Here is a 12,595-nt window from a genome sequence, read left to right as displayed (position 1 = left end):
ACGCGGCTGGTCGGTTGGTTGTGCCCCTGCCGGGGTCAGGCGGTGCTGCCGCCGCGGGCGCCGCGGGCGCCACTCCGCCCGGGGGCGGCCGGCCGGAGTCGGTCGAGGGTTCCGATCAGCAGGTTCGTGCGCCTGCGGGCAGCCAGGCGGTCGGTCCGCGCACTGCCCGCGGACGGCGCGCCGCCCCGCAGATCGGCGTGCCGGGCGGCCGCGACCTGCGGGGCCCGGACGCCGGCCAGGGCGCGGTTCAGGGAGGCGGAGAGGGCTTCGAGGCTCTTGGGGGTACGGGTGCTGGTGCTGCTGGTGGCCCGTGTGTTCCTGATCGCGGACATGGAGGTCCTTCCGGCGACGTGAAGAGCTGTGTCCATCACACAGCCCTCTCTAACCAGAATCAAGAGATGGCAGCTTCGCGCCGTGATCGTCACAGCAGGCAACCGCCAAGAGACGCGGCGTACCGGCCGGGTGAAGGTGCCGGTACACGACAATTCCCTCCTCCCCCGGGCCGGGGTCGTTACCCTGATCAGGTGCCACGTAACCGCCAGGAGGTCCCGCGCGAGGAGCGGATCGATGCGCTGCTTGCCGTCGCCGAGCAGCAGTTCCTCGCCCGCGGGTTCGCCGGTACCTCCATCGCCGAGATCGCCCGCGCCGCCGGTATCGAGCCCGGCTCGGTCTACTGGTACTTCCGGTCCAAGGACCATGCCTTCGCCGCCGTCCTGAACCGCCTGCTCGACGGCGAGACGGAGCGCATCGCCCGGCTTCCCGACGAACCGGCCCAGAAGCTGTTCGCGGCGCTGGACTCCGTCGAGCGGCGGCGGACCCTGCACCCCTGTGTCGCGGAGCGGGCGCCACACGCCCCGCCGATCATGGAGTACCACGAGCGGCTGCACGAATGGCTGCACGGGCTCGCGCTGAGCGCAGTCGCCGATCTGGTGCCCGAGCCCGACCGCGAGATAGCCGCGGACGCCGTGGTGGCGACGATCGAGGGCGGCCTGGCCAACCCGGCGCCGTCCCGGCCGACCAGCCACCTCGTCCGCTACCTGCTGGCCGCACTGGCCACCACGCGGACCTCCCCGGCACCCGCAGCCGCACCAGCGCCCGTGCCAGCGCCGCTGGACGCCGTCACCCACTGACCGATCCGCGACGGCGGGCTGCCCCGTTCTCGCCACCGCTGTCCGGCGGTGGGCGCCGGGCGGGCGGGCCGTGCCGCGTAGGTGCGAATTGCGGGTGGAAGGATGGCCCGGTGAGGGTTACCGCACTGGCTGGTGGCATCGGCGGCGCACGGTTCCTGTCCGGGTTGCGGGCAGCCCGGCCGGACGCGGAGATCACCGTGATCGGCAACACGGGTGACGACATCACCCTGCACGGTCTGCGCATCTGCCCCGACCTGGACACGGTGATGTACACCCTGGGCGGCGGGATCTCCGCCGAACGCGGCTGGGGCCGCGAGGACGAGTCCTTCGTGGTCTCCAGCGAGCTGGCCGCCTACGGGGTGGGCCCGAGCTGGTTCGGCCTCGGTGACCGCGATCTGGCCACCCACCTCGTCCGCACCCAGATGATCGACGCGGGTTACAAGCTCTCGGACGTCGTCACCGCGCTGTGCGACCGGTGGCAGCCCGGCGTCCGACTGCTGCCGATGTCGGACGACCGCGTCGAGACCCATGTGATCATCAACGATGACCAGGGGCGTCGCGCCGTGCACTTTCAGGAGTGGTGGCTGCGGATGCGGGCGGAGGTGCCGGCCGAGGCGATCCTGTCCGTCGGCGCCGCCGAGTCGACCCCGGCGCCCGGGGTGCTCGACGCCATCGCGGACGCCGACGTCGTCCTGATCGGTCCGTCCAACCCGGTGGTCTCGATCGGGACGATCCTGTCGGTGCCCGGCATCGCGGACACCCTGCGGGTGACCCTCGCCCCCGTGATCGGCGTCTCCCCGATCATCGGCGGTGCGGCGGTGCGCGGCATGGCGGACGCCTGCCTGAAGGCGATCGGGGTGGAGACCTCGGCCCGCGCGGTGGGCGTCCACTATGGCGGCCGGCACCGGGTCGGCGTCCCGGCGGGCGACAGCGCCGGAGGCCCGGCGGACGCCATGGCGGGTAGCCCGGAAGGCGACGCGCCGGACGGCGGCAAGGGCACCTCCGGGGGCACGGAGCGGGAGGTTGGTCACGGTCTGCTGGACGGTTGGCTGGTTGACGTCGTGGATGCCGCGATCGCGGCGGACCCGGAGGCCGTACCCGGAGCTACCGTGAAGGCCGTACCGCTTCTCATGACCGATCTGGAGGCCACTGTGGCGATCGTGGAGGCGGCACTGGAGCTCGCCGGTGTCTGAGCTGTCCGCACCGGACCCGTCGGCGCCACGCCCGCCGGACGAGGTGCCCTCGACAATGGGGCCGTCAACACTGGGAACCCCCGCGCTGGGGACTCCGGCTCCCCCGGACGGGCCCCCGGCAGGGCCACCATCCGGGTCATCGGTTGGGTCATCGGCCGGGAATGCCGAGCACCGGCAGGTGCCCGCGGAACCGGCGCCGCCGGCCCCCACCGACTCCGCGCGCCCGGAGGTGCCGGCGGCGGCGGCCGGTCCGGAGCCGTCCGCGGGTGAGGGGCTTCGGATCCTGCCGTTGCGCGGGATCGGCGAGGTCCGTCCCGGCGACGACCTGGCGGAGGTGATCGCCGCGGCCTCCCTCGCCGGCGAGCGGCTGCGCGACGGTGACACCCTCGTCGTGACGTCCAAGATTGTTTCGAAGGCCGAGGGCCGGCTGCTCCAGATCGAGGGCGACCGGGAGACTGCCCGGCAGGCCGCGATCGACGCCGAGTCGGTCCGCGAGGTGGCGCGGCGCGGGCCGACCCGCATCGTCGAGACCCGGCACGGGCTGGTGCTGGCCAGTGCTGGCGTGGACGCATCGAACATCACCAAGGACTCGATCGCGCTGCTGCCGGTCGACCCGGACGCGAGCGCCCGCGCCCTGCGCAGCGGCCTGCGGGAGCGGCTCGGCGTCGACGTCGCCGTGATCATCAGTGACACCGCCGGGCGCCCGTGGCGGCGCGGGCTGACCGACCTGGCTGTCGGGGTGGCCGGCATGGCCGCACTGCGCAGCCACATCGGCGACGTCGACAGCTACGGCAACGAGCTCGGCATGACCGAGATCGCCGAAGCCGACGAGCTGGCCGCCGCGGCCGACCTGGTGAAGGGCAAGCTCGGCGCGACGCCGGTGGCGGTCGTGCGCGGTTTCGGGCATCTGCCGGACGACGGGGTGGGCGCGCGGGCGATGGTCCGCCCGTCAGCCGAGGACATGTTCCAGCTGGGGACGACCGAGGCCCGCAGGTCGGCCCCGTTCGCCCGCCGGACGGTGCGGGAGTTCACCGACGACCCGGTGGACCCGGCCGCCGTCCGCCAGGCGATCGCGGCGGCGATCACCGCGCCGGCCCCGCACCACACGACGCCGTGGCGGTTCGTCCTCGTCGACGCCCGCCGGCACGCCCTGCTCGACGCGATGGCCATGGCCTGGACCGACGACCTGCGCCGCGACGGCTTCGACGAGGACTCGGTGAGCCGGCGGCTGCGGCGCGGTGACGTGCTGCGTCGGGCCCCCGTCCTGATCGTGCCGATGATGGTCATGGACGGGTCGCACGCGTACCCGGACGAGCGCCGCTCCCGCGCCGAGGAGCGCATGTTCACCGTGGCGGTCGGCGCGGCCGTGCAGAACCTGCTGGTCGCGCTGGCAGCGGAGGGCCTGGGCTCGTGCTGGGTGTCCTCCGCGCTGTTCTGCGGCGATGTCGTCGCCGACACGCTCGAGCTGCCGCGCACCTGGACGCCGATGGGGGTCGTCGGGGTGGGTCATCCCGCCGCGCCCGCCCTGCCCCGGCCGGCCCGGGATGTCACGGCGTTCCTGCTGGAACGATGAGCTCCAGGCGGCCGCGCTGACCCCGGCGGCCGCCGGCCGTGCCGCCCGACGGCGAGTCGGGCGGACCGGGTGTGCCAGGCCCAGTTCGACACTTCGTAGGATCGGACACCGTGGGAAAGAAGAGTGTGGCGCGTAACGCCCGTCTGGATCAGCTCCGTCAGGAGCAGAGGCGGAAGGAACGCCAGCGCGCCCTGCTGATCTACGGGACGTCCGGCTTCGTGGCCATCGCGATCCTCGCGGGGATCATCGTCTACAGCGTCATCGACAACCGGTCGAAGAGCGAGGAACGCAGGGTCGGCTACGTGGAGGCGGCCAGCCCCGCGGCGACGGCCGCCGGCTGCACCGGCATCCGCAACGACGAGTCGCGGGGCAACGCCCACGTCGGGAGGGCGGAGACCGTCGACTACGCGGACGTTCCGCCGTCGTCCGGCAGTCACGACACGGACCCGCTGCCCGACGCGATCCGCTTCTACAACCCCGACTCGGGCATCCGCGTCGAGCGGGCCGTCCACAACCTGGAGCACGGCTTCGTCGTCGCCTGGTACGACAGCGAGCTGCCCGACGACCAGGTCGAGACGCTGCGCACCGCGGCCAACGACGCCGGCAACCGCTTCATCGCCGTGCCCTGGACGCGCGAGGCGTTCGCGGGCAACCAGCACTTCGTTCTCACCGGCTGGGACCGGACGCAGCGCTGCACCACCGTCTCCGCGGGGGTGGTGGAGGAGTTCGTCACGAAGTGGGCGAACCCGCCGGCGGAGGGCGCGACCTGGGACTCGCCCACCGCGTCGGAGTCCGGCCTGCCCGGCGGCACGCTGGACGTCACCGCGGACGGCCCCCTCGACGATGCCGCCGCCGGCGGCATCGCGCCCGGCGCCGGGACGATGGACACCACGCCGCCCAGCCCGGGCGGCGCCGCGGACGGCACCGGTACGCCGGAGGCGGACGGGGGCAGCGCTCCGAACCCGGCCGACGACCCCGCCGCCCGCTGAGCGGGATCGCCCGGCAGCGGGGTCAGGACGCCGGGGACGTCCCGGTGCGGATCGGCATGAGCAGGTAGCGGTAGTCCTCCCCGTCGTCCTTGCCGGTCAGGACGGCGGGCTTGCTGGAGGCGATCGTCGGGTCCGCCGTGGCGAACCCGACGATCGCCTCGTCCCCCTCGACCGCGGCCAGGCCGTCGAGCAGGAACGCGGGATTGAACAGCACCGACAGCTCGGGGCCGGAGTACTCGACCGGCACCAGCTCGCTGGCCTGCGCACCGCCGCCGTCACCGGCCTCGGCGACGACCTGGCCGGCGGAGAAGGTGAAACGCAGCGGCGCCGTCCTGGTGGCCACCAGCGCGACCCTGCGCACCGCCGCGGCGAGCACCGCCGTCTGTGCGGTGACCGTGAGCTCTGACTCCTCCGGCAGCAGCCGGCGGTAGTTCGGGAACGTGCCGTCCAGCAGCCGGATGATCGTCTGTCGGCCGTTGACCGACAGGCCGAACCGGGCGACGCCGCTGTCGTCGGCGCCCATCCCGAGCGCGATCCGCGACGCGGTGGTCGGCAGCCGGGCGAGGTCGGCGAGCAGCCGGGCCGGCACATGCGCGACGGCCTCCGGGTCGTCCACCGTGGGCTGCCACGGGATCGTGCGCACAGCGAGCCGGTAGCGGTCGGTGGCGACCAGGGTCAGCCCGCCGCGGGCGATCTCCAGGCGCACGGCGGTGAGCACCGCGAGGGCGTCGTCCCGTCCGGCGGCCGGGGCGACCTGCGCCACGGCCGCGGCGAAGCCGAGGGTGTCGACCTCGCCGAGCGGCGGCGGGAACTCCGGGAGCGCCGGGTAGTCCTCCACGTCCAGCGTGGGGATGCGGAACCTGGCGGCACCGCACTCGATGATCATTCTGGCCCCGGTCGCGTCCACGACGACCGGGGCATCGGGCAGATTGCGCACGACGTCGGCCAGCAGCCGGCCCGGCACCACCGCCCGGCCGGCCTCGGTGACGACGGCCTCGACGGGTGCTCGGGCCGCCACCTCCCCGTCGAAGGCCGAGACGGTCAGCGCCGGAGCAGGGCCCGCCGTGCCCGGCGCCGGCAGCGCCGCCTCCAACAGCAGGCCGGTCAGCACCTGGTGGGAACCGCCCGCCGGCTTCGGCACGTAGCGGGCGGCCCAGCCCGTCACGTCGGCGAGTACGTCACGTTCCACGCTGAACCTCATGCTGGGATTGTCCCGCTGGTCAACGCGGAATCTGCGCATTCCGCAAACGCCCACTCCCGCCGTGCCGCCGCCCACCGCCGCCGGGACGCCCGCGCCTCGGCGCGTGGACGCGCGCGGGGCCGGCCCGGCGCGTCCCGGCCGGCGGTCGCGGAGACCGCCGGCCGGCTCCGCCGCGGACCTGCCCGCGGCTGCCCGGCTGGTCCGCGGCGCACGACGCCGCGGGAACGGGGCCGCCCGGCAAACCACGCGGGGGCCGCCGTTTCCGTGACTGCGCAGGATAGCCACGGCACAATGGTCGGAACCATCACTGAGCACTTTCGGGCGTTCGGCGACACCACCTTCGAACAGGAGGTAAAGGCGGGTCTATCGTCCGGTGGCAGTGCCGTTCGAACCAAAGGTGTCCGTGGGGGAAGCCGTGGCAACAGAACATGTCAGTGCCGTGCCGGCGCGATCGGTGCCGGGCATCGCCGGAGGCGGACCCGGGGGGCACAATCCCGCGCTGGACGGGTTGCGCGCGATCGCCGTGCTGACCGTGTTCTTCCACCACATGGACCTGGTTCCGGGCGGCTACCTGGGTGTCGACCTCTTCCTGGTACTCAGCGGCTTCCTCATCACCGGGCTGCTGCTGGCCGAACGCGACCGCGAAGGCTGGATCTCGCTGCGCGCCTTCTGGGCCCGCCGCGCATTCCGGCTCCTCCCAGCCTTCTACATCTTTGTAGCGGCCGGGATCCCGCTCGTCCTGATCGTCAAGGGCGCCGACGATCAATGGCAGTTCCTGCGCAATGCCCTTGCCGCCGTCTTCTACGTCGCAAATATCCAGCGAACCCTGAATCCGCCGGACAGCGGCGCATGGTTCGGGCATGTGTGGACGCTGTCACTGGAGGAGCAGTTCTACCTGGTCTGGCCGGTGGCGCTGGTGCTGATCTGCCGCAGTCGCCGGCTGCGCAACCGCCTGCCCGAGATCCTGATCAGCGCGGTGCTCCTGGTCCTGATCTGGCGCGAGGTCCTGATCTCCGCCGGCGTGTCGAACCTGCGCATCTACTACGCCCCGGACACCCGTGTCGACGCCCTGCTCGTCGGCTGCCTGCTCGCCGTCTGGCGCTACGAGGCGGCGCGCGGCACCGTCACCCGGCGGCTCGGGACGCCGCTGCTGGAACGGGTCGCCCGCTTCGGGCCGGCCGGGCTGCTGGCGGTCGTGGTCCTCTTCGCCGTCGGCCCCGACCTGACGGGCCCGCCGACCTGGCTGGCCCGCGGCGGGTACCTGCTCGTCGCGGTCGTTGCCGCGGTCGCGATTCTCGGCGCCGACCAGCGCCGCCCAGGGTGGTACTACCGTGCCCTCAGCTGCGCTCCCGCGTCCTGGGTCGGCAGGATCTCCTACAGCCTCTACCTGTGGCACTTCCCCGTGACGGGAGTCGCCAACGACTCGCTGGTCCCGCGTTTCGGCCGGGTGCCCTCGGCCGGTGTCGCACTGGTCGTCAGCCTGGGGCTGGCCTCCGCCTCCTACTACCTGGTCGAACGCCCCGTCCAGCGTCGGCGCCCCGCCTGGGTGAACGCACGCGGGACGTCCGCGCGCCGGTCCCGCCCCGCCTTCGCGGGCGGCGGGGTGACCGCTCCGGTCGGAGTGATGACCAGCGCGGCCGGGGCACCCGGCATGGCGAGCGGGCCCGGCGAAAGCAGCGTCGCGAGCCCGGCCGGGGCGCCGGGTGGCGGAGGCACGGCGGGGATGGCGGGCGCGGCGGGCGCCTCGGGGCCGGCCGGCTCCGCGGGACCAGCGTCGCGCCCCGGCGCCGGTGCCTGATCCTGCTGCTACCGGCCTGGTCCGGAGACGCGGCGTCTGCCCTACTATGAGCGGCCGCGCCGCCGCCGGTAGCCAGACCGCTTCGTTGTGCATCCGTTCACCGTCACGGGCTCGCCCGCTGTGCGGCAGGAGGCCACGGTCGATCTCGGGCCGACACAGGTGGCAGGTGCGGACGTCGCTGGTCCTCCGCGACGCCTCTGACCCCCGTGTCCAAGGAGTGGCCGGCGTGCCCGACGACAGCGCCCCCGCAGACGAAGCCGACGGTCGCCCACAGCAGGACGGTGGTGCCACCGCCGCCCGCGCGGTGGGCGAACCCGGCTCACTCGCCGACCCGTTCGCCGGCCTGGTCCTGAACGAGGCCTTCGTCTCGGCAGCGACGCGCTACGAGGCCCCCGCCCGGACCAGACAGGCCGTCGCCCGCTTCGCCCCACTCGAGGATGCGCGGGCCTGGCGCGGCTCCGGGCCGCGCCGGGGGCGCCGCGGCGCGTCCCGGCGGGCCGCCCGCACCGCCGCAGCCGCCTCGCGGCGTGCCGTCACGCCCGGGCCGGCAGCGCGGGACCTCGGCCCGCCCTCGCGTTCCCGCGGGTACCTGACCCTGGCGATCGTCTGCCTGCTCCTGCTCGCGGGACTCCTCTACGGCTTCGGGCGCCCGATGGCCGACGACCCACCGCGCACCACCATCACCACTGACAGCAGCACTCCGCCCGGCGGCTCGCCCGCGACGGGCGGCGACGGCGACCTCGGGCCCGATCTGGGCCTCCCCCAGGCCCAGTGGCGAGCCGGTCGGTGCTACAGCTGGATCCAGTCCGCTCCCGCCTCCCCCGTCGACGACGTGCCCTGCGCCGGCCAGCACCTTTTCGAGGCGGCCGGGCCCCTCGACATCTCCCCCGCCTTTCCCGACAACCGCCGTTTCCCGTCCCGGGCGGAGTGGGAGGCCATCGCGCACACCCACTGCGGCCCGGTCATCGCGGCCTACCTCGGCTACGCGCTGGATCCCTTCGGGAGGTTCGTCGACAACATCATCAGACCGAGCCGGGCAGGCTGGGACGGCGGCGACCGGATCATCGTCTGCGGGCTGGCATCAGCCGGCACCACAGCGGACGACGACGGCTGGTATCCGCCGTTCGAGGGCCCTGTTCGCGGTGCCGACCAGGCACATGTCCACCCTCCGGGCACCTGCTTCCAGGGCAGTGACGGGTCGTCGACGGTGGCCCCGTGCGACAGCCCGCACCACGCGCAGAGCGTCGGAAGCGCCCGACTGCCGGATACCTCCGACGGCCAGCCGCCCTCGTCAACGGTGTTCTCCGAACTGGCGGCCGCCGCCTGTGCCGCCTCGACCGCGCCCTATCTGGGCCCGGGGCCCGCGGGCGCGGTGTTCCAGGAGAGCTGGCACCTCATCCGCCCGGAGAGCTGGCGGGCGGGAACCCGCACGACAACCTGCACCGTGCGGCTCGTGGACGCGAACGGCCAGCTCCAGGAGACGAGCGGACTACTCGCCCCGGCCAGCGAACGCGAGACAGCCGGGGTCGCCGTGTGACCGTGCCCGGCCCTTCGTTCACCCGCCGGACGGATGAACGATGGCACCCGTTTCCCGGCATCTGTTACCAAAGTAACAGCAATCGGGAGACAAGTCCTTTTGGTAGCAGCAACTCCGAAGCATCTGACACAGTTCAATCTCGCGTCCTCCCAGCACCGCGGTCACACAACAGCACGGCCGCTTCGAAAGCTCCCCGAAGAGTGATCGATCGCGCCTCGGGCCTGGCCCTGAACAGCACGCCTGCCCCACGCACCCTGGCGTCCCATGGCCGGAACCCGGCCCGGAAGGCGCTCCCGCACCCAGGAGGAAACCGCTGGTGAGTCGTCGTCCCCGACCTCATCAGCCTTCGGCGGACAGCGGCCCCGCCCTTACTCCGGACGGCACGGCACAGCGCCAGCCGGCAGCGGCGCCCACTCCCTCCGCGACGCGTGGCTCCTCCGAGTCCCCACCGCGCGGCGGAGGGCGTCATCGCCGGCCGAGGAACGGGCGTCCGGTGACCACCTCCCGGAGCGCCGGTGGATCGGCCGCGCAGGCTCCGGCCACCGGATCAACGCCGGTGGCCGGGACCGGGGCAGCCGCGGCGACGGCGGTACTCGGAGTGGTCCCGCCCGGCGGCTCCCGTACTGCCCCGGTCCCGGCCACCGGATCAACGCCGGTGGCCGGAGCCTGCGCCACCGCCGCCGCCGCGAACAACCCGCGTTCCACCCGGCTGCCCACCAACAGCCGCGGCTCACCCGGCGTCGACGGCCACTCCTCGATCGGCCAGCCCGCCGACCGGGCGAACCGGTGCAGCGCCACATCCGGGTTCACCGCCACCGGATTACCCACCGCCCGCAACATCGGCAGATCCGACAGGCTGTCCGCGTACGCCCACGACGCGGCGAGATCCGCCCCCCGCCGCCGCGCGTAATGATCCACAAACGCCGCCCGGGAATCCCCGACCAGCGGCGAGGACTCCAACCGGCCGGTGTACCGGCCGTCCGCCCCGACCTCCAGCTCGGTCGCGACGATCTCGTCGAACAGCGGGGCCAGCGGCGCCGTCAACGCCGACACAGCCCCCGTCAGCAGCACCGTGCGATGCCCCGCCGCCCGGTGCTCCCGCACCCGCCGCACCGCGGCCGGTTTCACCCGCCGCAGCACCACATCCGCCCCGGCCTGCGCCACCACCGCCGCCAGCTCCGCCGGATCCACCCCCGCGTACCGGCCGTACACCGACCGGATCAGATGCCCCCGGTCCCGCCGTTCCGCCCGCAGATACCCCGGCAGCGCCCGCGCCAGCGACACCACCTCCCGCGCCCGACCCGCCGCCGACGCATCCGCCAGCCGCAGCCACAGATACGACTCGACCACCGTGGAGGACACCAACGTCCCGTCCAGGTCGAACACCGCCAGCACCCCCTCCCCGGCCGGAAGATTACGCGCCAGCCGCCGCGGCCCCGCCGCGTCCCGCGGCCGGCGCAGCACCGCCGTCACCGCCGGGCAGTGCACCTCCTGCAGATAGTGCCGCCAGTCGAAACACGACGGGTCGAACCCGAAATCGGCCTGGTCGGACGGCTCCATCGCCGCATGCAGCGCCGCCGTCGCGTCATCGACGTAGACCAGCTCCGCGCTCGTGTACGCCCGGTACACATCCGAATAGCGGCGCAGGAACGCCACCCGACCCTCGGAACGCTCCAGATCGACCGCCCACCGGCGCACCCGCTCCGACCGCGGCGCATGCGACAACGCCCGGTTCGCCCACTCCACCGCCTTCTCCCCGCGGCGCAGCTGCGCCTCCACCGCCACCGACCCGGCGAACGGCCACTCCGGCACCGCCGCCGACCCCCGGCCCCGCAGCGGCAGCGGATGCTCCAGGAAGTACCCCCGCACATAGTCGTACAGATCACGGAACAGCAACGGGTTCCGGAACCCCGAACACACCGTGTAGTACGCCGGGACGTCCACCGGCGGCGGCGGGGACCCCGCCGCCGCCAGCAGCGCGTTCACGACCAGATCCACCGGGATGATGTCCACCACCGCGTCCGGCGACGCCGGGAAGTCCGGCAGCTCACCGCGGCCGTACGCCAGAATCAGCGGCTCGGCCATCTTGAACCCCTCGATCCACCCCGGGAACGGCTTCGCCAGCGCGCTCTCGATGATCGACGGACGCACGATCGTCAACGGCAGGTCGCCGTGCGACTCCTCCAGATACCGCTCCGCCATCGCCTTCGTGAACGTGTACGCATCCGTCCACCCCAGCACCTGCGCCCGCTCCGCACCCGCCGACACCAGCCGACGGGCCACCCACGCCCGCCGCGCCGCCTCCGCCTGCGCCGCCACCGTCTGCGCCCCGGCCCGCAGATGCTCACCCGCCGACTGCACCCGCAACCCGGACAGCGTCTCCGGCGACCGCGACGCATCCTCCGCCGCCACCCGCGCCCGCTGGGCCCACGCCTGCTCGACCCGCCAGTCCACGTCGTGCACCAGCCGGCCCTCGGCCACATGCCCCGACCGCAACCCGGCCACATACGCCGTCGACACGTGCACCACATGCGGACGGGCCCCCGTCGCGTGCACCGCCCGCAACAGCTCCTGCACCCCACCCACGTTCGTCGCGAACCCCTCGTCGATCGACGGGTCGAACGACACCTCTCCCGCGCAGTGGATCACCACATCCAGATCGGCGGGCAGACCACCCATGTCCGCCAGATCACCCTCGATGACCGTCACCCGCTCCGCGAGCAGCGCCGCCAGGCCCTCCCGGCCCAGCCGCTCCCGCAGCGCGCGAAACGCCGGCTTGCGCGTCATCCGTTCCAGGCGAGCCGCCCCCGAATGGCTGCCCCGCGGCCGCACCAGCGCCACCACCCGGGTATCCGGGAAGTCCGACAGCAGCCGCTCCAGCAGCGCCTCCCCGACGAACCCGGTCACCCCGGTCACGAACACGCGCCTGCCCGCGAGCCGCTCACGCAGCCCCACCCGGTCACCTCCACCTCACCGCAGCCCCACCGGCGCCCCCGTCGGACGCCCGGTCCGCAACAGTAGGCGACCCCGGCCCGTCCGCGAACGAACCCGTCGGTCACCTGCGTGTACACGCACGCTGCCAGATGAGGGGCAACCTACCGTCACGGCCGGTTCGGCCGCGCCGCCGGCCCACACCGACCCGCCCGGCGCACCCGCCACGGTGACCCTCCGTAC

Annotated in this window: 9 protein-coding genes; 6 read left to right on the top strand and 3 right to left on the bottom strand. The window is 73.7% G+C overall.

Annotated features, from left to right (window positions below):
• Positions 1–35: 35 nt before the first annotated feature.
• Positions 36–332 carry a hypothetical protein gene (locus AB1460_RS13475; protein ID WP_071091589.1) on the bottom strand — a complete coding sequence of 99 codons (297 nt, stop codon included), beginning with the start codon at positions 330–332 and terminating at the stop codon, positions 36–38.
• A 192-nt stretch (positions 333–524) separates the two neighbouring features.
• On the opposite strand from AB1460_RS13475, the gene AB1460_RS13470 reads away from it, so the two are divergent.
• The 4 genes from AB1460_RS13470 (at position 525) to AB1460_RS13455 (ending at position 4,885) form a co-directional block, all read left to right on the top strand.
• Entirely contained in the window at positions 525–1,130 is a 606-nt protein-coding gene (locus AB1460_RS13470) for a TetR/AcrR family transcriptional regulator (protein WP_368961499.1), read from the top strand.
• 110 nt (positions 1,131–1,240) lie between these two features.
• Entirely contained in the window at positions 1,241–2,323 is a 1,083-nt protein-coding gene (gene cofD, locus AB1460_RS13465) for a 2-phospho-L-lactate transferase (protein ID WP_368961498.1), read from the top strand.
• A gap of 178 nt (positions 2,324–2,501) precedes the next feature.
• Complete coding sequence (locus AB1460_RS13460; RefSeq protein ID WP_368961497.1) at positions 2,502–3,896, top strand: coenzyme F420-0:L-glutamate ligase; 1,395 nt, start codon at positions 2,502–2,504, stop codon at positions 3,894–3,896.
• Between the two features lie 110 nt (positions 3,897–4,006).
• Positions 4,007–4,885, top strand: a complete 879-nt coding sequence (locus AB1460_RS13455; protein WP_368961496.1) for a DUF3105 domain-containing protein — start codon at positions 4,007–4,009, stop codon at positions 4,883–4,885.
• Positions 4,886–4,907: 22 nt separating this feature from the next.
• Here the strand turns inward: AB1460_RS13455 and dnaN are convergent, their stop codons facing one another.
• Positions 4,908–6,086 carry a DNA polymerase III subunit beta gene (gene dnaN, locus AB1460_RS13450; RefSeq protein WP_368961495.1) on the bottom strand — a complete coding sequence of 393 codons (1,179 nt, stop codon included), beginning with the start codon at positions 6,084–6,086 and terminating at the stop codon, positions 4,908–4,910.
• A gap of 415 nt (positions 6,087–6,501) precedes the next feature.
• Here dnaN and AB1460_RS13445 point away from each other — a divergent pair, with 415 nt between their 5' ends.
• The gene (locus tag AB1460_RS13445) at positions 6,502–7,884 is read left to right on the top strand and encodes an acyltransferase family protein (RefSeq protein ID WP_368961494.1); all 1,383 of its coding nucleotides are present in this window, start codon (positions 6,502–6,504) and stop codon (positions 7,882–7,884) included.
• 226 nt (positions 7,885–8,110) lie between these two features.
• Entirely contained in the window at positions 8,111–9,421 is a 1,311-nt protein-coding gene (locus tag AB1460_RS13440; protein ID WP_368961493.1) for a septum formation family protein, read from the top strand.
• Between the two features lie 465 nt (positions 9,422–9,886).
• Here the strand turns inward: AB1460_RS13440 and AB1460_RS13435 are convergent, their stop codons facing one another.
• Positions 9,887–12,376 (bottom strand): HAD-IB family hydrolase, encoded by a 2,490-nt coding sequence (locus AB1460_RS13435; protein ID WP_368961491.1) that lies wholly within the window; start codon positions 12,374–12,376, stop codon positions 9,887–9,889.
• Between the last annotated feature and the right edge of the window lie 219 nt (positions 12,377–12,595).

Origin of the sequence: Parafrankia sp. FMc2, from assembly GCF_041008525.1 — a bacterium.
Taxonomy (GTDB): Bacteria; Actinomycetota; Actinomycetes; order Frankiales; family Frankiaceae; genus Parafrankia.
Note: the sequence above shows the minus strand (reverse complement) of the source record. Positions and strands in the feature narration are given on the sequence as shown.

What these genes read in the sequence shown, in the direction of transcription:
- dnaN (WP_368961495.1), bottom strand. Translation starts at nt 6,086, where the DNA reads ATGAGGTTCAGCGTGGAACGTGACGTACTCGCCGACGTGACGGGCTGG.
- AB1460_RS13475 (WP_071091589.1), bottom strand. Translation starts at nt 332, where the DNA reads ATGTCCGCGATCAGGAACACACGGGCCACCAGCAGCACCAGCACCCGT.